The following is a 20,897-nucleotide window of genomic DNA, read 5'->3' on the forward strand; positions in this document are numbered from 1 at the left end:
GTGAAAACTGGAAAGCGTTTAGGCAGATTGCCGGAACAGCCAGGGGCGTGCGGTTTTATGTTTCTGTTCAAAGGCACGAATGGCGTCTTCGTCTTTTAGCGTCAGGCCGATATCGTCCAACCCTTCCAGCAGGCAGTGCTTGCGGAACTCATCCACTTCAAACTCTAAAATCTCGCCGCTGGGGGTAATGACCCGCTGGTTCTCTAAGTCCACATCCAACTGGTAGCCTTCGTTGGCGTCCACCTCGGCAAACAGGCGATCGACTACTTCTTCTGAGAAGGTGATCAGCAAAATGCCGTTCTTGAACGAGTTGTTATAGAAGATATCGGCAAAACTGGGGGCAATCACTACCTTGAAACCGAAGTCTTCCAGCGCCCAAGGCGCGTGCTCACGAGAGCTGCCGCAACCAAAGTTACGCCGAGCAAGTAGCACTTCCGCGCCTTTGAAACGCGGCTGGTTCAAGACAAAATCAGGGTTCAGCGGGCGCTGTGAGCAGTCCTGACCCGGCTGGCCTTCATCCAGGTAACGCAGTTCGTCGAATAAGTTAACGCCGAAGCCGGTACGCTTGATCGACTTCAAAAACTGCTTGGGGATAATCAAATCGGTGTCGACGTTGGCGCGGTCAAGGGGTGCTACCACGCCTTCAAAACGTTCAAATTTTTTCATGGCTTAGGCCTCCTGTGCGTGAGTGGCGTCGTTGGCAGGCAAGCTACGAACGTCAACAAAATGACCGGCAATCGCCGCTGCCGCTGCCATGGCGGGGCTGACAAGGTGCGTGCGGCCACCGTAGCCCTGACGCCCTTCAAAGTTGCGGTTAGAAGTAGAAGCGCAGTGCTCACCGGCACCCAGCTTATCCGCGTTCATAGCCAAACACATGGAGCAGCCCGGCTCGCGCCACTCAAAACCTGCTTCAATGAAAATCTTATCCAAACCTTCCGCTTCAGCTTGACGCTTCACTAAGCCGGAACCCGGCACCACCATGGCCAACTTGATGGAATCAGCCACTTTATTGCCTTTGGCGACTTTGGCGGCTTCGCGCAGATCTTCGATGCGAGAGTTGGTGCAGGAGCCGATAAAGATTTTATCCAGTTTGATATCAGTGATTTTCTGATTAGCGTGAAGGCCCATGTACTCTAAGGCACGAGTGTGGCTGCGCTGAACGGTTTCATCCAGCGCCGCGCTGGGATCAGGCACCTGGCCAGAAATACCGGTGACCATTTCCGGGCTGGTGCCCCAGCTCACCTGTGGTTCGATCTCTTCAGCTTGCAAAGTAACAACTTTATCGAACTTCGCATCGTCGTCAGAGACAAGTTTGCGCCAGTCGGCTACCGCGGCCTCCCACTGCTCTGCGGTAGGCGCAAAGGGGCGCTTGGCCAAGTAATCAATGGTGGTCTCGTCAACGGCGATCAAACCTACCCGTGCGCCAGCTTCAATAGCCATGTTGCACACGGTCATGCGCCCTTCCATAGAGAGCGAGGCAATCGCGCTACCTGCAAATTCAATGGCGTAGCCGGTACCGCCAGCAGTACCGATTTTACCAATTATGGCCAGCACAACATCTTTTGCTGTTACACCCAGGCCCAGCTCGCCTTCGACCCGCACCTGCATGTTCTTCATTTTTTGCGCCAGCAAGCACTGGGTCGCCATGACGTGCTCGACTTCAGAGGTGCCAATACCGTGGGCCAAGGCGCCAAAGGCACCGTGGGTAGCGGTATGGGAGTCGCCACATACCACGGTCATACCCGGCAGTGTTGCGCCCTGCTCAGGGCCAACCACATGCACAATACCCTGACGCGGGTCGTTGATTTTGAACTCTTCGATGCCGTACTCAAGGCAGTTGTCATCCAGAGTTTGCACCTGAATCAGCGATACTGGGTCTTTAATGCCGCTGTTACCCTCGGCACGCTCCTTCACCGTGGTGGGCACGTTGTGATCGGGCGTAGCCAAGTTGGCATCCAAGCGCCACGGCTTACGATTAGCTAAACGCAGACCTTCAAACGCTTGAGGCGAAGTCACTTCGTGAAGCAGCTGGCGGTCGATATAAATCAACGCGGTGCCGTCGTCACGCTGTTTAACCAAGTGCTGATTCCAGAGTTTATCGTAAAGGGTTTGACCTGACATATGGCTCTCCTGGGCAGTGCCCTGCTAGTTCGGTATGGCAGCCTCTTTGTGCTGCTTATATGGCAATAGCATGAGTGTTACGCGACTCGCGCATAAAAGCAATTCATGTTATTCATAGATTAGATTCCAAATAGGAATAGCTATTCAAGGATGCGTGAGTGGATACCCAAAGCCTACAAGCCTTTCTGGCTGTCGCCGATACGCAAAGTTTCTCCCGCGCGGCGGAACAGCTTCACCTTACTCAGCCTGCCGTCAGCAAACGCATCGCTACCTTAGAATCCCAGGTAGGTGCACGGCTGTTTGACCGCATTGGTCGGCGTATTGCGTTAACTGAAGCGGGTAATGTGCTGATGCCCCAAGCGCGGCGCATTCTATTTACCGTTGAGGACAGCCGCCGGGCGCTAGCCAATCTTTCTGGCCAAGTGGGCGGCAAGCTTATCCTGGCCACCAGCCATCATATTGGCCTGCACCGCTTACCTCCGCTATTAAAGCAGTACACCCAGCGCCATCCGGAAGTCGAACTCGACCTGCATTTTTTGGATTCCGAGCAGGCTTACCAGGGGGTACTGGATGGCACCCTGGAAATGGCCGTGGTAACTCTCGCTCCCCACCCTCATGAGCAGTTGGAGGTGGTCGAACTATGGCGTGACCGGCTCTGCTTTACCTGTGCGATTGACCACCCACTTGCCAACCAAACCCCGGCCTCTCAAAGCCTACTGTCACTGGCCGATCTGTGCGAGTTCAACTGCGTAATGCCCGGCGCAAAAACCTTTACCGGTTCACTCATTGAGCAACGCTTCATTGAAGCAGGGCTAAAACTGCCGGTGAGTATGGCGACCAACTATTTAGAGACGCTAAAAATGATGTGCGGTGTAGGATTAGGCTGGAGCCTGCTGCCGGAAAAAATGATCGACAGCGAGCTAGTAGAGATTGAAGTAGACACTGCTCCCATCCACCGCCCGTTAGGGTATTTAGTGCATACCAATCGAACCCTTTCTAATGCAGCACGTAGCATGATCGAACAGCTTGAAGCCGCTAGGCAACATTAAGAGTCATCATGAAGGGCTTAAATCACTTCTCCTGACATGGCTATTCATTAATCGCTATTACTCACTGTATTGAGCAAATACCTCTTCACCCGTTAGCTGCTTGGTTTTTTCTGCCAATGGGTAACAGACAAGCGCCCTGATGATGAATAGTCTTTGCCATACCCGCCCTCTTCGTAAATTTATGTAACTTTTGATTAAGTTTCTAGCTGAACAGTTTGTCGTAAAAACCTTAACATCAGGATAGATCAGAACTGGTTAAAACTGATTTAAGAGGAACCATAATTTTTTACTATAACGACAAAGCCTACAACCACAGGCCTAGGGATCGTTCTCATGAGGTATTGATGAATTTTCTAGGTTCTTTTACTGATGATATTCCTCTTCAAGTTCACGTTTTTGTCCAATTTTTACTCAAAGGTACTCCTATACACTGAAAAGATACATTTACTTACAAATGTGTCGTCATTTTCATCCAGGGTAGGAATATCAACATGCATAACCGTCCTAGCTCCCTCCTGCCGATTTGTCTAATCGCCTGCCTAACGTCGGGCGTGGCATATGGGCAGACGACGATCGACGCGCAACGCGAAGCACTGGTTATCCAAGCACGTCAGGGGGCTCTGGAAACATCAATTGAAGGTTTACAGACGCTTTATCACCAAACACGCGATGTCCGCGTGCGTGAAGATTTAGTCGCGCTACTGGTTCGAGCCGGACGCCACCAGGAAGCATTGGCGGTTTGCAGTTGGTGCCAAACGGAAAACTACAGTGATTCAGAACTTGCCAATCTAGCGGGTGCTGCACGTAGCGCAGGTGATTATGATCAGGCACTAGAGCTGTTTCGAACGCTCACCTATCGCGATCCATCCAATGCGCAAGGTTGGCTTGGTCAAGCGTTAGTCCATACCGATATGGGCAACTATACGCTGGCGGATGTATCCCTACAGCAGTACAACCAAGTAGCTGGTTCGACGACGGAGGCGGGCCTTGAAGCAAGGGGCTATCTAGCCTCTCGAACAGCTAATGCCGTACAAGAACTGGATGCCCGCCAAGCATTGGTCGCGCAAGATCCTAGCAATACAAGTGAACTGCATGCACTTTATCGACTGGCGGTCGGCTTGGGCGCCAGCTCTGCAGCGCGCCGTATTATGCAAACCAACCCTGAAGTCTTCTCCGAAAATGACCGCCTTTGGCTTACTTATTATGAAGGTGTAACCGACATACGCCTGGGTATTCATACCGACCAGCCGACCAGAACTCGCAACGGCTTGGCACAGTTAAATAGCGTGCTGAGTAATGAGGGAGCCCCTCAAGAGCTTATCACTATCGCCGAGTACGACAAAGTAGTAGCACTGGCCGAATTAAGACGTTTCTCAGAGGCAGAAGCGCTAGCCGTAAGATTAAAGAACCAGAACGGCCAGTTACCCAGCTATGTTGACCGAGCCAGGGCCCATGCTCTAAATGGTATGGGTCGCCCAAAGGAGGCTATCACTCTCTACGAAAACCTGATTCGACAATCCCCTAAGCAGGCCACAAATCCCGACGACCCGCTTAACGAAGGACTGTTCTACAGCTACACCGACGCCCAGCGATTTCGCGATGCGGATAGACTACTAGAAGAGTGGCGCGCCAGTGAACCCGAGCAACGCTTGGACTTCACTCGCACCGTTCGTATAGAAAACCCTAACTATCAGAAAGTATTGCTGCTAGGTGTATTACTTGATGCCTGGCGTGGTCGCACGGATGAAGCCATCGAACAACTGGCAAACTACCAGGCTCAAGCGCCTGCAGATCCTTATCTGTGGATGATAAAAGGCGATATTGAGCGAGACCGTGGATTGCCAAGAAGAGCCGAAGAGTCTTTCCAACAGGCTATCCCTTTACTACCACCAGAACGGCAAGAAGTCGCAGAACACGGGATACTGCTTTCTCGCTTACAGCGAGGTCAGTGGAAAGGAACAACCACCGAAATTGCCAAAGCAATTGCAGAATCCCGACCAAGTGCATCACGGGACGATATGGCTCGTGAGTGGCGCGAACTGCGTGCCCCTCAGTTGAGCAGCACGTTTGAGCGTAGTAAGGGCCAAGGCAGTGGCACCCAGGCTTCCCGGGAGTGGACCTATAACGTGCTGCTGGAAGGACCTCGCAATGACAACGGTTCCCGACCATTCGCGCAGCGTATTGGTCAGTTCGGCGAGTTTGATGATGAAAATCTCTATGCCTCTTACAACATAGCTGGCTACGAATGGAATCTACACCCTGCCACAGTGACCCTGGCAGCGGGACATGGCTCACAGCTCAACGACGATTTCATGGCGCTTGCAGAACTGCAGTACGCGCCGACGGATCACATCTCCACCACGCTGGGCGTCGAAATCAACACCAGCGATACCCCACTGCGAGCTCTTAGCGATGGCATTAATGCCGACCGCTACCGTGCTGAACTGGCCTATCGCCACGATGAGCGAGGTGCAGGTGCAATCGGCGTGATGGCTACCGACTTTGACGATAGTAACCTACGCCAATCTGTGTACGGGTACTGGGACCAAACCCTCTACCATCTGGATCGCTGGCAGGTTAATGGCGAGGTTCAGGTGTCTGCTTCTCGTAATGATGAGATTGAAGCCAGCTATTTCAATCCTCGGCGCGATGCCAGCCTTGCCGGTGTGCTGACCGTCAGCTACGAAACGCCAATTGATTATCGTCAGTCTTTTATTCAGTCATTCTCCCTCGGTTCAGGTCGTTATTGGCAGAAAGATTACGACAGTGAAAACACTTGGTCGATTGGCTATCAACATAGCTGGGAGTTACTCCCCAATGTGAATTTCGAATACGGCATCGCTCGCGAAAGAGCCGTGTACGACGGCGTTCCTGAATACGACAACGTCATTTCAGCCGGCTTTATATGGAGATTCCTATGACACTCTGGCGCGTCATTATATTGAGTGCGGTATTGCTGGTTATCGTCAATATTCAGCAGGCCCAAGCCGCGCGTTCACCGGATGATTTTGTGGTGATTAGTTACCACGATATAGTGGATTCCAGTGTCACTCCCGACCTGGATATCTATGCGCAGACCATCACCCGTAGTCTGTTAATTGAACACTTCAACCTGATTTCCGTAGGTGGTTATAACCCGGTAAGTTTGCAACAAATTATTGATGCCAAAGCGGGTGGGCCACCCCTGCCCGAAAAAGCCGTGCTGCTGACCTTCGATGATGGCTATCGCAGCTTCTACGATATCGTCTTTCCGTTACTAAAACTTTATAACTTCCCCGCCGTTCAAGCCGTCGTCGGCAGTTGGCTAGATGTGCCTGCTGGCGGGCGGGTGCCCTATGGCAACATCACCCTACCCCGCGAACGTTTTTTAAGCTGGGAGCAGGTCAAGACACTAGCCGAATCTCCCCTGGTGGAAATTGCTTCTCACTCTTATGACCTGCATTACGGGGTTAAGGGCAACCCCATGGGCAACGAGCAAGCGGCCGCCGTCACCAGCATATGGGATGAGCGCAACGGTTACGAAAGCGAGGCGGCCTACCTTGAACGAGTACGTGATGACATGGCGCGAATGCAGCAACGTTTTCAAGAGCAGATAGGCCAATCTCCACGCATCATGGTATGGCCTTACGGCGCCTACAGTGAAGCGACGCTCAATCTAGCCGCAGAATATGGCATGGACTACACCTTCAGCCTACTCGGTGAGCCTAATCAGCTTAGCAGCTCCATGCGAACCATGAACCGCTATCTCATCGACCAGGAAACCAGCCTGGAAACCATAGAAGAGATTCTTGCCAACCGCGTATGGGAGCTAGAAAAGCTGCGTATTGTGCATGTTGACCTTGATTATGTGTATGACCCTGACCCCATTCAGCAGGAGCAAAATCTCGACAAACTAGTCCAGCGTATCGCCGAGTACGGCGTTAGCACCGTCTACCTTCAGGCCTATGCAGACCCCGATGGCGACGGCGTTGCCAATGAGCTTTACTTCCCCAACCGCCACCTACCGGTTAGAGCTGACCTTTTCAATCGCGTCGCTTGGCAGTTAAAAAAACGCGCCAATGTAAAGGTCTACGCATGGATGCCGGTGCTGTCGTTTGACTTGGGGGCTGGTTATCAATACGTCACCGATGTAAGAACTGGTCAGGAGTCGCCCGATCAATACCGTCGGCTTTCTCCCTACGTACAAGAAAACCGCGACACCATTCGAGAAATCTACCTAGATCTTGGCCGACTAACCAAGTTCGACGGCTTGCTATTTCACGATGACGCCTTCTTTACCGATTTTGAAGACGCCACCCCTGAGGCCTTGGCAGCCTATGAGCGCGCTTCATTGCCCAACGATATCAACGCTATCCGTAATGACGAAAACCTGATGGCCATGTGGACCCGCTTTAAGACCGACTACCTGAATGATTTCACAGACGAGCTGGCTCAGGCGGCTAACTACTATCGTCAGGTCGACAATAAAGAGTTTACCACTTCGCGCAATATCTATGCCGTCACAGTGATGGAGCCAGAAAGCCAACGCTGGTTTGCCCAAGATATTCAAAGCTTCGCCAATAGCTACGACTACGTTGCACTCATGGCCATGCCCTACATGGAAGAAGCGGAAAATCCCAATGAATGGCTAAGAAGCCTTGCACAGCGTTCATTGGCGCAGGTACGTGCGGATCAACTGGTGTTCGAACTACAAACCCAAAATTGGAATACCCAAACTCCCATCCCCAGCAAGGAGATCGCCGAATGGGTGCGCATATTGCGTGAAGAAGGCATCAAGCACATTGGTTATTATCCGGACAATTTTATTGAAAACCATCCTGATATCAATGTGATGAGACCAGTGTTCTCCAACGGACGTCGGTTTAAGGCCACCCCATGAACATACTCGACTCTCTGGCGGTCTTCACCCTGGGCTATCCCAGTTTAATGGCGACCATATGGATCTGTGGAGGTATCTACTTCTACGTTCATTGGGAGCGCAAGCAGCCCTGGCCCAACACGTTTGTATGGGACGAAAACACCCCTAGCGTCACAGTGCTTCTGCCCTGTTATAACGAAGGAGACAATGTGGATGAAACGGTTCATCACCTTTTCAAACAGAACTACCCAAGCATGGAAGTTATCGCCATTAACGATGGCAGCAAAGATGACACCGCCAGCCGACTCGATGCTTTAGCGCTGGAATACCCCGCGTTAACCGTGCTCCACCAAGACAATCAAGGCAAAGCTAGTGCCTTGAATAATGGATTAAGTCAGGCCACCGGCGACATCATCGTCGGGATCGATGGTGACGCGATACTCGACTACGACGCCATTGGCTATATGGTTGGCCATTTTATTAGCAGCCCAAAGGTGAGCGGGGTTACCGGAAACCCCAGGGTGAGAACCCGCTCCACCGCTATCGGCAAGATTCAAACCGGCGAGTTTTCCGCCATTATCGGCCTGATCAAACGTGCACAGCGGATATACGGAATGGTATTCACCATTTCTGGTGTCATTTGCGCGTTTCGGCGTAAAGCACTGGAAGAAATTGGCGGTTGGAACACCGACATGATCACCGAGGACATTGATGTTAGTTGGCGCTTACAGATTTTAGGTGGGCAAGTTCGCTACGAACCCAGAGCCATGTGTTGGGTCCTTATGCCCGAAACGCTCCGCGGGCTCTTCAAGCAGCGACTTCGGTGGGCCCAAGGTGGCGGTGAGGTTTTCCTACGCTACTTCTCGCAGACTATTCGCTGGAAAAACCGCGGTTTCTGGCTCCTCATGCTGGAATATATCGTCAGTGTGGCCTGGTGCTACTCCGTGATCGCACTATTGATCGCCTGGCTGGTTTCTCAAGTTGTAGCGCCAATGGCATGGCCCATCACTGCGCAGTTGCTCACCTATTTTGGCAGCATCCTGATCGCCATAAGCTTTATCCAGTTCACTGTCAGTTTCTATATTGACAGTCGCTACGACAAAGAGATATTCCGCTGTGTTTACTGGAGTATCTGGTACCCGTTCGCCTATTGGATCATCAATATGGTCACCGTCGTAATCGCCTTTCCCAAAGCCATGATGCGACAAAAGGGAAGGCACGCCACCTGGACTAGTCCGGACCGAGGGGAGCAATTCCATGAACAATAAACTAATGCCCGTTATCATCGACAACCCCTGCCAGAAAGGATGGGGCTACCGATCCCGCGATACCTTAATCACCCTTGCCACCCTCGCACTGTGGATCCTAGTGATGACCAGGACGTATACGTTCTTCATCGTGGAAGAGGCAATCCTTGAACAGCTAATTGGATCGATCATGTTAAAAATAGTCCTGGTCGGTTTTGTCGTTACCTTCCTGACGTTTCACTGCTGGGCCGTTTATAACAAATATCTTTACACCCGTTACGTAAAACGGCAGCTGCGCCACTTCCAGCAGCCAACGCTGACAATAGAGAACGATACGGACAACGAGATAGACAACAAAATCGAAAACTACCAAATGCACGAACAAGAAAAAGTCGGCATTCCCAGCCAAGCAACTAACTAAACCAGCATGCGACATTCCATTCAGGCCTCAAGGCCTGAATGGAAAGCACTTCTTCACTTGGTAACAAGCATGTGAGGGACGAGCAGCGAGGCACCCGAGCAGCACAAAGCAGTGCCAAAGCCCAACACAAACCATTAAGGTTATAATCACGGACTATGCCAAACCCACTCGATTAATGAACGCCCAGCCCCAGGCCTATGACTGTGAATCCCCTCCATCGAAGTAAAAAAAGCCAAGCCAAATCCGTTCTCAAAGGCCTGCACCCTAGGAATCTACACAACCAAGGCTATGACTTCCCCGCTCTCGTAAAAAGCCACCCAGCACTAGCCCCCCATGTAAAACCGAACGCTCATGGCACCTTTTCCATCGATTTCGCAGACCCATTGGCAGTCAAAACGCTCAACGCTGCGTTATTAAACCGAGACTACAATATTGTCGATTGGGACATTCCAGAGGGTGCGCTTTGCCCACCCATCCCAGGCCGAGCCGACTATATCCATTACATGGCGGACTTAATTAGGCTTGGGGGTGAACAGCCCAGCATCAAGCTGCTCGATATAGGGACGGGAGCCAATGGCATCTACCCGCTACTGGCCTGCCAAATTTACGGCTGGCAGTGTGTGGGTAGTGACATTAACGCTCAGTCGCTTGAGAACGTCGCCATGATTATCACCAACAACCCCACACTCAAAGATCGCTTCACGCTGCGCACGCAGCACGATAAAAACCACATTTTTGAAGGGATCATTCAACCGGGGGAGTTCTTTGACGTCAGCGTATGCAACCCACCCTTCCATGTCTCGCTCGATGAAGCACTTAGAGGTAGCCAGCGTAAGCTCAATAACCTTGCGCATAGTCGCGGTGAACAAAAAGCAAAAACTAAATCCCCCGTTCTGAATTTTGGCGGGCTGGGAGCAGAGCTTTGGTGTAAGGGCGGCGAACAGCTATTTCTTAAAAAACTAATAAGAGAAAGCCAACTGTATTCAACTCAATGCCGTTGGTTTAGTAGCCTGGTTTCGAAAGCCGACAATGTTAAGCCTGCCAAGAAGCTAATTAGCAAGCTCGGTGCCGTTGATAGCCGGGAAATAGAGATGAAACAGGGAAATAAGCTGACAAGGGTACTGGCCTGGACATTCATCTGAGCCGTTTAGCCGCCTCTATCTGATTCTGATGTTCATAAGATCATTCCTTCCAGAGAGAGGTAAGAGAACTTGCCATTTCATCCAACTTATTGGAAAGCGCTCGGTAGGACATCTTGGGTTGATACTGGGCATCATAGATCAGCCCGTTACCATGGTTGTAATAGTCGTACCACTCATTGAGTGACGACCAACGATCGGTGAAACCCCACATGGTAAACGAGTGCGCCCCCGCTTCGATGCACGCTTCCAGGTAGGTCGCGTACCTAGCCGCTACCGCATTCGGAGTGGTTGCGAAGATCCGGTGCTGGTTGATATCCAGCTCAGACACCCGCACCTCAATGCCAATGGCATGGAAGCGAGCAATTGCTGAAATCAGGTCCGCCTTGCCGACCGACGTGCTATTCACATCCCAGTACGCCTGGTACTCAGCGTTCACGTCTTCGTGCATCTGCAAGCCAATGCCATGAATGGGCACGCCGGCGGTTTGCAACTCGACCACCAGGTTGAACAGGAAGTCCTGTTTGTCGCCCGCCTCTTCACAACCCCACTCGTTAATGAACAGCAGTACGTCCGGATCCACTTCATGGGCTTTACGTAATGCCCGCTCAATGTAGCCACGTCCTAATGCCTGGTACCAGACGGAATCACGGAGTTGGTCTGTCCAGTCCAGGAACGGCTCGTTGATCAAATCGAACGACACCATGCGGCCCTTATAGCGACTGAACAGCATCTCGATATGCTCATCCAGGATCTCCCCTACTTCGCTAGCGGTGATGGTTCCGTCGAGCCAGCCGTCCCACAGCCACTGCGGGGTCGCTTCGTTCCACGCCACCGTGTGGCCATGCACCTCCATGCCATTACGTTCGGCGTAGTCGATCAGCTTATCCGACTCATAGAAGTCGTAGAACCCGCGGGCAGGCTGGATGAACTGGAACTTCATGCAATTCTCAGGGGTGATCTGGTTAAACTCATTGCTCAGAATCCTGCGGTACTGCTCGTCAAAGACCATCGGGTAGGTGGCCACCGCGGTACCTATTCGGAACTTACCGGCCTTGTCACGCAAGGTGCCCGCTGTCTTGGGCACACTCCGCACAGGCGTCTCTTCTACAGTACCAGTAGTGGTGATCTGGGTAATAAGGAACGTTGCACCCACGTTAGCTTCATCCAGGCTTAGATAAACCACCCCATCGTCAAACAGCCCCAGATCCGGCTGACGGGTAACTTCCACGCCGTTGGTCAGGAACACGAGCTCGGTACCCTCACGCTTGAAGGTGTAAATCACATTGGTGCCTACACTGGCAGCAGCATTTCCCGACTCGGTATTGTCAGGGTGATACATTGTCCAGTAACACCAGTCACCATTGAAAATCTGGGTTTTGAAGGTGCTCTGCGCGTAGTACCACTCATCCTGCACCATCGGTATAACACCGTGAAACAGGAAGTAGGTGGAGTTGGCGGCAGTCAGCGTAGCGGTGATATTGATCTCAAAATCACCGGAGACCTGAAAGCGCATAGCTAGGTTGAGAGACGGGTTGTGCACCGGTGCATCTGTGCTTTCAGGCAACGGCGACAGCTTACGGTCGAGGCCTTCAAACAACACGCCATTTGATTGCACAGTGGCACCAGAAAAACCTTCCCACAAACGGAGTGGAGCATTGGTCACAGGCGTACCTCCAAAGGAATGTACCAGTGCGTTTTCCCAAGATTCGGTTGTTGGTTTTTGAGGAACCATTACCCTTGAAGCGCAGCATGCTGACCACTTCTTGTTTGTTTTTTTATCCTGCCAACACTTAGGCGTCAGTGGTGGTTTTCTACCGCCAGCCTTCAGCGGAGCAGGCGCGTTAGCGATTGCGTCCGCTGGAAGGTATTGTTAGGGGTTTGTTCACGCAAACCGTCTAAATCTACCACTCATCCTAAAACCATCTCTCATATTCAATCCCATCAAGATGAGATTGATTGCACCAGCAAGCAACTCGACGCCTTGCACAACGTAGAAATTAGTATCAAAAGTGCCTACAGATGCCCAAAGATCAAGAAATACTGCGCATGGAATTAGCACCAATACTCCATTGGCACCAATAAACGGCATTCTCTTCTTCTTTTGTAGTACGAGCTTTCCGCTTCTAGATTTTGCTAAGGCGAAACCACTACCGCCAGTTAGTGCAATGGAAGGAACAAGGATAAACAAGCCTGGCCATACAATGAGACTTTTCAGGGTTGCGATGGATTCTCCCGTACCGAAAAGCTCGACGAAAATGGTTGCCGAGAAAAACGTGGCAATGCACAAGATGGCGACGGATGCTGCAAGTCGATGGAGTATGAGCGTCACGGTTTCCTCCGGGAGGGCTAGTTGGTAACATGTTGTCATTATGTGAATGGCGACCATTGTTGTCAACATGTTGTCAAATTACCGGTAGGATTGCATATGAACGACACTCAGAAAGGCCCGGTGTTCACCGAAATTGTTCTGGAAGTTTTCAAGCTGGGAGGGCTCCTTGTAAGTGAAGGTGACCATATGGGTTCGGAATACGGCATTACGAGTGCCCGATGGAAGATTTTGGGTGCCCTCTACCTAGCGGGTGAACCACAAACTGTACCGCAAGTAGCCAGAAGCATGGGACTGACACGACAAGCAGTACAACGACTTGTTGATGCCATGCGTGAGGATGAACTTCTGTTTTTTCAGGACAATCCAGGCCATAAGCGCGCAAAACTGATAAGCCTCTCGGAAGTTGGGAAAACGGTATTTTTGAAGTTGGATGAAAAGCAATCGGGATGGGCAATGAAATGCTCAATAGGTATCACCAATGCAGAACTTGAGACAACCCTGTCTGTTCTTAAGCGAATCTCCGACTCTATTGACCGCTAACGCCGTGCTCTGGGGCAAACCGGAGCGCAGCGTAGGTTTGTGATCTTCCCCCGATAAATCGGACACCTTCGCTGCTCACGTCGTCACTGCTTCATATTTGACCGGACTCAGGTAGTTTAAACTTGAGTGCAGTCGAACTCGATTATAAAAGTGCTGGATGTAACCTACCAGCTTATCCCTCAAATGCATCTCACCATAGAAGGTGCTGTCCTTGATCAATTCACCTTTCAAGGTATGGAAGAACGACTCCATTTCTGCTTTGTCTTTACACATTCCAGGACGGTGCGTTGTCTGTATGTAGTGGTCAAGTAAAACTGGCCACCGGTTTATAGTTAACCCAGTATTTTTCCTCTGCCTGATTTGGACTCATACCACCGTTATGTTGGTGAGGCCTAAGCTGGCTGTAATACCCGATTAAGTAGTTCACGATATGATGCTGCCCCTGCAAGAATGAGCGATAGCCGTACGTTGGCACCCATTCAACTTTTAAGCTCCTGAAGAACCTCTCCATTGGCGCATTATCCCAGCAATTCCCACGTCGGCTTAGACTTTGTTTTATCTGACATTTCCAGAGCGTCTGACGGAACTTGCGGCTCGTATAATGACTGCCCTGATCGCTGTGGAACATAACCCCTTTTGGCCGCCCACGACTCTCATAAGCCATTTTTAATGCACTGCTGGTGAGTTCGCTATTGGGGGACAACGACATTGACCAGCCAATCGTTTTCCTAGCAAATAAGTACATGACAACGGCTATATAAGCCCAGCGATTGCCAGTCCAGATATACGTGACGTCGCCACACCAAACCTGGTTGGGTGCCTCGATGTTAAACTGTCGCTCTAAGTGGTTCGGTGTCTCAACATGCTCATCACCTGTTTTCTTGTAGGTGTGCCCAGGAACTTGGCAGCTAACTAAACCAAGCTTTTCCATCAGGCGGCCAGCGCGATAGCGGCTTAACGGAATATTCTGCCTTGTCGCCATCTCTGCAATGCTGCGAGCACCTGCAGAGCCTTCGCTCTCGCGAAATAGTTCTCTGACCTTGGCTATTTCCTTGGCTTTCGTGGCACACAAAGGTCTTTTTGAACGTTGTCTCCAGTAGTTAAAGCTGCTGCGATGCACGCCAAACACGTCACACAGTTTTTTTTACCGGGTAGCTCGTCTTGAGTTTCTCGATTAGCGAGAAGTGTTCAGGGAGTCCGACATCAAGAGAGTGGTAGCCTTTTTTAAGATGTCTTTTTCCATCTCAATGTCACGGATGCACTTTTCAAGCTCGCGAATCTTGAGCTGATCAGGTGTCATGGGCGTAGCTTTAGGGCTTTGGCCATCACGCTCTTGGCGTAACTGACGAACCCATTTATCCATGCTCGAATACCCCACATTCATGGCTTCAGCCGCTTCTCGAACCGTATAGTGTTGATCAACGACTAGCTGTGCTGCTTCGAGCCGAAATTCAGGGCTAAAGTTACGTTTTGGTCTTGTTGCCATGCTGCCACCTAGTGATGTCTTGGCGCATATTAGCACCTCTAATTAGGTGGCCAAATTCACTATGCCACTACATATCCACCGACCGTGAGAGCGCAGATTTATACCGGACCAGATCCTCTTTCAGCATAAGGGGAAGCTCTAAGCCCAGCAAATTGACTGTTTTATAGCGAGAGAAATCTATATTGAGCGGAACCCACGTCTCGCTGCCCGCATCAAAGATTCGCGGACCGTCAGCGCTACCTACCTCCACTTTAATGCCTGCATACTTGAACTGGACGTAGGTTAGGTCCCAGCCTTCCTCCTGACGGTGAGCGGCCGCCTTTAATACAAATTCCTGACCATCCTGAACCACTGACGAAAAGTGTTTGCCAGGGACGAAAAGGTCGAGGTCATTCAGGTTACCCTCAGAGCCATATCCCTTAGCAGCGAGTCCCCCACAGATCAGAAAAGGGATATTCCTATCTCTCAGTAACCCCACAATCCATTGGGCTGCTAAATGATGCACGCCTCCTCCTTTTGCGCATAACCCCCAATTAAGTAGTGAGCAACGCAAAAGCTAAGCCACTGCATAGAACCTTAAACACTAAACTCACTGCAAACCCAGAGCGTCAAGCGTTGCGAATCTGCTTAAATTTTTTGTTAGCTGCGCGTTTTAATCTTGTACGATATTTACCCACTTGGCTCGCCACTCTTGTGCTTCCATTGGATCTGGCCAAAACTCCTTTTGCTTACTAATTAATCCATTTTCAACGGTATGAAATGTAATAGCGCGTGCTTTTTGCACACTATCTGTAACTGAAACATCAGTGACAACCGTTGCGCCGTCACAAACTACCGAATGAATTTCAAACTCCCAAACAGCGTGGACAGGGTAATGAGAATTGATAGAAGTAAAGTTGTCTCTGCCAATAATGAGCTCACCTGATTGAGGCCAGAAACCTTCAAAATCAGGACTAAGCCACTCACTCGCTTTGACAAAATCATTGGTTTTCATCGCATCCCAAAAAGCTAGGACGACTTCCTTTGAATCCATTGTTTTCTCTGCCCCTAACGCCCGCATTTGCGGCTGGTTTGGAGCGCAGCGGAAAACCAGTCCGACAACATGCGTTTGTTATGTGTTTTACGCGTGCTCAATTTCTTTCTTAAATTGTGATTTGTTAAAAACAGACACATTAAATCCCCTAAAGATTGATGACTTATCTTTTACCTTATTGGACCAAGCATTGCCTACTACCAATAACGTATCTCCAGGCGAGATGATTTCTGAAAATTTCTCTTTGGCGAGTTGTAGTTTCGGGATAAATATAGTTTTTTCGTTATTGGAATCAAGTGATTGACTGTAGCATTGAAAACTCCACGGAAAGTATTTTGCATCTTTGTAGAAATTAACCTCTCCTTTAACAGTAAGGTTTACCGCAACTGGATGTGAAACACTTTCTTTGAGCAAACGATTGAAAAGTATTTGATATCTTGTTTCGTCATAATAGAAATCATTCCAAGAAACGAAACCATTTTTGTATTGTATTTTTACAAGTTCTTTCAGCTCTTCGACATCTGCTGACTCTTGGATTAAGGCTCTTAACTTGGCAATTCCTGCTGCAGACCGAAAATAGGAGGCTAATTGTTGCTCGGAACTAATGTAGTTCCTGCGTGTTGATAAATGCTTGCTCGTTTCGAAGTCACCGCCAGTCTCAACTAAATCCTGAGCCACCTTTTGTGCATCCATTAGAATATTCATTCTAAACAGATAGCTTCCATCATTTTGTCTCTCAAATATAGGGTTGGTATCTTCTACTGAGCTGGACTCTGCGACTAAAAGGTCAACAGCTCCTTTTACTGTGTAACTGCATTCATTACTATGTTCAGCCTCCTGCCACAACTTTAAGTACGCAGCCACAGTTCTACTAGAAGATTTTCGGGTATAGGAGGATACATACTGAACATCAGTTCCACAGTATTTGCAATTGAGGTTTCCATTGTCTGACTTACTTAATTTGGAAATATGAAAGATCCTATCTCCGCAGTCATTTTTTTTTGCGGAATCCATTTTAATGCCTTTCCCCAATTGGTATCTCCTTACTTATTTAGACACATAACAGTTTATTAGTGCGCATGCGCGTTTTTCTGGAAGGCTCAATCCTGCCAAAAACTGCCAACCAGTTGATTAAACTGGAAAATAATCAATACCCATACAAAACTCGCTAGAAAAATGCGCATGCGCGTAATCACTTTAAGTCATCTTTACAAATTGCACATAAACATACAATTTAATTTATCAACTTATTGTTATTTAAAGGCTTTATTAAGACACAGCTGCAAATTTGAGCGCTTACTCCGCTAACGATATAGAAAAACGCGCATTGCAGATTAAGAATACCTGATTATACTGGCTTTATATACAGCAATTGAGAGGACTTCCCCAAATGGCCAGTAGCCCTTTCCTAAATGAGGTTCGCACATCTATTCGCGTCCGTGGCATGAGCATTCGGACTGAGAAAACATACATTTACTGGATTCGCTTTTTTATTCGATACAACCATTGCCGTCATCCAACTGAAATGGGGGCAGCCGAAGTTGTGGGCTTCCTCGGTCACCTGGCCACTGAACGCAATGTCGCTGTCAACACCCAACGTATAGCGTTGAACGCGCTGGCATATTTGTATAACCAATTCCTGAAACAGCCATTGGGTGATCTTGAATTCAAGCATGCCTCCAAGCCACAACGGTTGCCTGAAGTGCTCATGGCGGCTGAAGTCGCTAGTATCCTCAAGGAGATGAGCGGTAGAGATAAACTAATTTTTTCGCTTCTTACGGTTCTGGCCTTCGAATTACTGAGTGTCTGCGCTTAAGGGTAAAAGACATTGATTACTCCCGTGGATCAATAACGGTGAGAGATGGTAAAGGTGCAAAAGACAGAGTGACCATCTTTAGCCCGTCCCTTTATGAAAGCACGCGCGATATCATCAGCAATGCGTTAGCACTACAAGAACGAGACAACCAGGACAGTATTGGTCCTTCTATTCCAGGTGTTTTGGCAAAAAAATACCCTTCTGCTTACCGGCAGCATGCATGGATGTATTTGTTTCCATCTAGCAGCATTTCTCGCCATCCCGTTACTGGCGTGATGTGTCGCCACCATTTGCATGATTCTGTACCCAGGAAGGCGTTAAAAAAAGCCGTGGCGGCTGCAAAATTGACTAATAAGCGGATCTCTTGCCATACATTTCGTCATAGCTTTGCTACCGAGCTACTTAGAAACGGTAGGGATATTCGAACGGTTCAAGAGTTACTTGGGCATTCTGATGTATCTACCACACAGATTTATACCCATGTGCTTGGACAACATTTTGCGGGCTTAACAAGCCCTCTGGATGCTATAACTTAGTTACTAAGCATTTACTCTAACCACGCTACCGCCACGGCGCACCTGGGTTACGTTAAAACGCTCCAATCGCAACCGTGTTTGACTCATTAACATACCTTATTGATAAATTTAGCTTAGGTCCCGTGTCGGTGCGAAAAGTGAGTTGTCTTTTAGTTGAATAGCAACATTAGTGGCGCTGCGAGATGTTTTCGCGGGTGCCTCATCGCTCGTTCCTCGCATATTCGTTACCACGCGATAGAAGGTTGCTTTCTTACATTTCAGTAACACCGCCAGCATTGCGGCTTAATCTTCGCGCGATGGAGCGCCCTCCCACAAGGTTGACGGTCTGATGCTCTGTTGCCACTGGCCTTCCTCCGCAAATCCGATTAGCCTGCTAATTCACTATTAAGGGTTTGGCATGCAAGAGACAACTCCTCGGCAACGCCTGGCGGGCGTGCTGATTCTGCTTGGATTGATCGCACAGATTATTGGCTTTACCGGCTGGTTGAGCACCGCGCATGCGGTGAGCTATTTGCTGTGGGCGGCGGTTGTATTGCTGTGGCGAGATATTCCTAAACGTTCGCGTATTCAGGCGGGCGTCCTCATTGCGCTAGGCGTTGGCATGCTGCTAGTAGCGCGGTTTGTATATGACGCTGAGGTGGATTGGCCCGCGATGTTGCAGGGCAATTCGTTTGTGGCGGCCATGCTGGTGGGCGTTAGCTTTATTTCGCTGATTGGTAAGCAAGGTAACAAGGGTGCGACGGGAAGCCGAGTGACTGGGGCTGGTGGTGTACTGCGCACCTGGTTGGGAGTGCACTTCCTGGGTACGATTTTGAATCTGTCTACCGTATTTATGGTGGGCGATAAGCTGGCTCGGCGGGGGCCGCTGACGACGCCACAACTGTTAGCGCTCAACCGAGGGCTTTCCAGCGCGGCGCTGTGGTCGCCGTTTTTTGCTTCCATGGGCGTTGTGATCGCACTGGTGCCGGAGGTTGAGTATGCTCAAATTGCCGTGGTGGGCTTTCCCATGGCGATGCTGTCGGGGCTGTTAACCACGCTGGAACTTAGGCGCCGATTTGACCTCAGCGAAGTGGATGGCTATTCACTGGCGCCACGCAGCCTGTTTATGCCGGTGGGTATGGCAGCGTTGGTGATGCTGTTTCACTTTGTGCTCACCCCTGCCCTTACGATTGTCAGCATTATCACTTTTCTACTGCCCAGCGTGGCGGTATTGAGCAACCTAACCCATGGGCCCCGCTTTACTATGCACCGCCTTCGCCAGCACACCACCACGCGGCTGCCCGCAATGCGTGGGGAGGTTTCGCTGTTTTTAGCGGCAGGGCTATTAACGATTGGCCTTTCGACGCTGGTCACGGCAGCGGCTGGCAGCGACTGGACGCTGTTCACCCGTTTTGGCGCGCCCCAGGCAATGCTTAGCTTTGCGGCCATTACGTTGAGCGCACTGGCAGGTTTGCATCCAATTATTGGCGTGTCGGTGCTAGCGTCAATACTTAACTTGCAGAACGGCGAGCAGACCGTGTTTGCATTTGTGGCATTAACGTCGTGGGCAGTGGGCACCAGTGTGGGCCCACTTTCAGGAATCAACCTCTCGCTGCAGGGGCGCTACGGGGTAAGCGGTTACCGCATGATGAAAAACAACCTGTTCTATGCAGCGATAATGAGCCTGCTTTCGCTGGGGGCGATCGCAGGCGTCAGTTATCTGGCAGGTTAAACCGCCTGGGCAGTACTCTGGTTAGGCTCAGGTCTCGACAATCTTGTTGGGGAACCGGTAGAAGTAACGATGGCCACACTGATGGCAAGGTTCCAAGCGCGCAACGTTAGGCAGCATTACCTGGGCATCGCAGTGAGTGCACGCCATCAGCCCCGGCGCAGCCATCTCGCCTTCACAGTAGTCGGCGCGAGCTGCTTCTAAATCTTCGTCAAAACGTTCGCGGTCGACCACGCTGCGGTCGGCAATCGAAAGCAGCGACTCCGCCACACGCCGGGAAAGGCCGTCAATATCGATGCCCAGCCAGCTGGCCACCTGCTTGCCGGTATCTGCCATGTAGTAGCGCATGTCCTTCAGGTCACGCTCGACCCAGGCGCGCAGCAGGGCTAGCTCGTCTTTGGTGTACTCCTCTAGCTCCGATTCAAACTCGACCGCGTCGTCCAAATCCTTCTGCAAATTTTCCCAGGTGAGCTCGTTGGCGCCCCCCTGCATCCGCTCTAGCAAGCGCTCGTAGCCTTCGCGTAGGCGATTGTCATTCTGCTGTTCACTCATGGTGCTTCTCCTTTTGTCGACGCGTGCAGTTACCTATCATCGGCTTACCGTTCAAGGAT

The 20,897-nt window shown here is 50.4% G+C and carries 18 protein-coding genes and 2 pseudogenes; 10 read left to right on the forward strand and 10 right to left on the reverse strand.

The genetic code is table 11. From position 1 onward, the window contains the following. Positions 1-18: 18 nt before the first annotated feature. Positions 19-666 carry a 3-isopropylmalate dehydratase small subunit gene (gene leuD, locus QEN58_RS10730; protein ID WP_280103660.1) on the reverse strand — a complete coding sequence of 216 codons (648 nt, stop codon included), beginning with the start codon at positions 664-666 and terminating at the stop codon, positions 19-21. A 3-nt stretch (positions 667-669) separates the two neighbouring features. Next, positions 670-2,121 (reverse strand): 3-isopropylmalate dehydratase large subunit, encoded by a 1,452-nt coding sequence (gene leuC, locus QEN58_RS10735; RefSeq protein WP_280103661.1) that lies wholly within the window; start codon positions 2,119-2,121, stop codon positions 670-672. A gap of 158 nt (positions 2,122-2,279) precedes the next feature. Here leuC and QEN58_RS10740 point away from each other — a divergent pair, with 158 nt between their 5' ends. From QEN58_RS10740 to rlmF, 6 genes are all read left to right on the forward strand, one after another. After that, positions 2,280-3,170: a LysR family transcriptional regulator gene (locus QEN58_RS10740; protein WP_280103662.1), complete on the forward strand. Its 891-nt coding sequence runs from the start codon at positions 2,280-2,282 to the stop codon at positions 3,168-3,170. Positions 3,171-3,661: 491 nt separating this feature from the next. Beyond that, positions 3,662-6,091 carry a poly-beta-1,6 N-acetyl-D-glucosamine export porin PgaA gene (pgaA, locus tag QEN58_RS10745; protein WP_280103663.1) on the forward strand — a complete coding sequence of 810 codons (2,430 nt, stop codon included), beginning with the start codon at positions 3,662-3,664 and terminating at the stop codon, positions 6,089-6,091. Beyond that, the gene (gene pgaB / locus QEN58_RS10750; protein WP_280103664.1) at positions 6,088-8,049 is read left to right on the forward strand and encodes a poly-beta-1,6-N-acetyl-D-glucosamine N-deacetylase PgaB; all 1,962 of its coding nucleotides are present in this window, start codon (positions 6,088-6,090) and stop codon (positions 8,047-8,049) included. Before pgaA ends, pgaB begins: the two co-directional genes overlap by 4 nt. Then, complete coding sequence (pgaC, locus tag QEN58_RS10755) at positions 8,046-9,296, forward strand: poly-beta-1,6-N-acetyl-D-glucosamine synthase (RefSeq protein ID WP_280103665.1); 1,251 nt, start codon at positions 8,046-8,048, stop codon at positions 9,294-9,296. The genes pgaB and pgaC overlap by 4 nt, the downstream gene beginning before the upstream one ends. Further along, entirely contained in the window at positions 9,286-9,696 is a 411-nt protein-coding gene (locus QEN58_RS10760) for a hypothetical protein (RefSeq protein ID WP_280103666.1), read from the forward strand. The genes pgaC and QEN58_RS10760 overlap by 11 nt, the downstream gene beginning before the upstream one ends. Positions 9,697-9,893: 197 nt before the next feature. Further along, the gene (rlmF, locus tag QEN58_RS10765; protein WP_280103667.1) at positions 9,894-10,838 is read left to right on the forward strand and encodes a 23S rRNA (adenine(1618)-N(6))-methyltransferase RlmF; all 945 of its coding nucleotides are present in this window, start codon (positions 9,894-9,896) and stop codon (positions 10,836-10,838) included. Positions 10,839-10,878: 40 nt separating this feature from the next. Here rlmF and QEN58_RS10770 read toward each other — a convergent pair whose 3' ends face one another. Both QEN58_RS10770 and QEN58_RS10775 read right to left on the reverse strand, forming a co-directional pair. Then, a complete protein-coding gene (locus tag QEN58_RS10770; RefSeq protein WP_280103668.1) occupies positions 10,879-12,501 on the reverse strand; it encodes an endo-1,4-beta-xylanase in 1,623 nt (540 codons plus the stop codon). A gap of 219 nt (positions 12,502-12,720) precedes the next feature. Further along, complete coding sequence (locus tag QEN58_RS10775) at positions 12,721-13,167, reverse strand: hypothetical protein (RefSeq protein WP_280103669.1); 447 nt, start codon at positions 13,165-13,167, stop codon at positions 12,721-12,723. A 96-nt stretch (positions 13,168-13,263) separates the two neighbouring features. On the opposite strand from QEN58_RS10775, the gene QEN58_RS10780 reads away from it, so the two are divergent. Then, complete coding sequence (locus tag QEN58_RS10780) at positions 13,264-13,707, forward strand: MarR family winged helix-turn-helix transcriptional regulator (protein WP_280103670.1); 444 nt, start codon at positions 13,264-13,266, stop codon at positions 13,705-13,707. A gap of 75 nt (positions 13,708-13,782) precedes the next feature. Here the strand turns inward: QEN58_RS10780 and QEN58_RS10785 are convergent. The 5 genes and pseudogenes from QEN58_RS10785 to QEN58_RS10805 form a co-directional block, all read right to left on the reverse strand. Then, positions 13,783-14,004: pseudogene (locus QEN58_RS10785) on the reverse strand (IS3 family transposase); the annotation flags it as partial. A 7-nt stretch (positions 14,005-14,011) separates the two neighbouring features. Then, positions 14,012-15,193, reverse strand: a pseudogene (locus tag QEN58_RS10790) (IS3 family transposase). Between the two features lie 67 nt (positions 15,194-15,260). Beyond that, positions 15,261-15,698: a hypothetical protein gene (locus tag QEN58_RS10795; RefSeq protein WP_280103671.1), complete on the reverse strand. Its 438-nt coding sequence runs from the start codon at positions 15,696-15,698 to the stop codon at positions 15,261-15,263. A gap of 147 nt (positions 15,699-15,845) precedes the next feature. After that, a complete protein-coding gene (locus tag QEN58_RS10800; protein ID WP_280103672.1) occupies positions 15,846-16,226 on the reverse strand; it encodes a nuclear transport factor 2 family protein in 381 nt (126 codons plus the stop codon). 87 nt (positions 16,227-16,313) lie between these two features. Then, entirely contained in the window at positions 16,314-17,258 is a 945-nt protein-coding gene (locus QEN58_RS10805; RefSeq protein WP_280103673.1) for a hypothetical protein, read from the reverse strand. 358 nt (positions 17,259-17,616) lie between these two features. Here QEN58_RS10805 and QEN58_RS10810 point away from each other — a divergent pair, with 358 nt between their 5' ends. The 3 genes from QEN58_RS10810 (at position 17,617) to QEN58_RS10820 (ending at position 20,289) form a co-directional block, all read left to right on the forward strand. After that, a complete protein-coding gene (locus QEN58_RS10810; protein ID WP_280103674.1) occupies positions 17,617-18,042 on the forward strand; it encodes a phage integrase N-terminal SAM-like domain-containing protein in 426 nt (141 codons plus the stop codon). 11 nt (positions 18,043-18,053) lie between these two features. Further along, positions 18,054-18,578 carry a tyrosine-type recombinase/integrase gene (locus QEN58_RS10815; protein WP_280106926.1) on the forward strand — a complete coding sequence of 175 codons (525 nt, stop codon included), beginning with the start codon at positions 18,054-18,056 and terminating at the stop codon, positions 18,576-18,578. A gap of 397 nt (positions 18,579-18,975) precedes the next feature. After that, a complete protein-coding gene (locus QEN58_RS10820) occupies positions 18,976-20,289 on the forward strand; it encodes a hypothetical protein (RefSeq protein ID WP_280103675.1) in 1,314 nt (437 codons plus the stop codon). 27 nt (positions 20,290-20,316) lie between these two features. Here the strand turns inward: QEN58_RS10820 and QEN58_RS10825 are convergent, their stop codons facing one another. After that, positions 20,317-20,838: a zinc ribbon-containing protein gene (locus tag QEN58_RS10825; RefSeq protein WP_280103676.1), complete on the reverse strand. Its 522-nt coding sequence runs from the start codon at positions 20,836-20,838 to the stop codon at positions 20,317-20,319. Positions 20,839-20,897: the final 59 nt, after the last annotated feature.

The organism is Halomonas alkaliantarctica (assembly GCF_029854215.1).
Lineage (GTDB): Bacteria > Pseudomonadota > Gammaproteobacteria > Pseudomonadales > Halomonadaceae > Vreelandella > Vreelandella alkaliantarctica_A.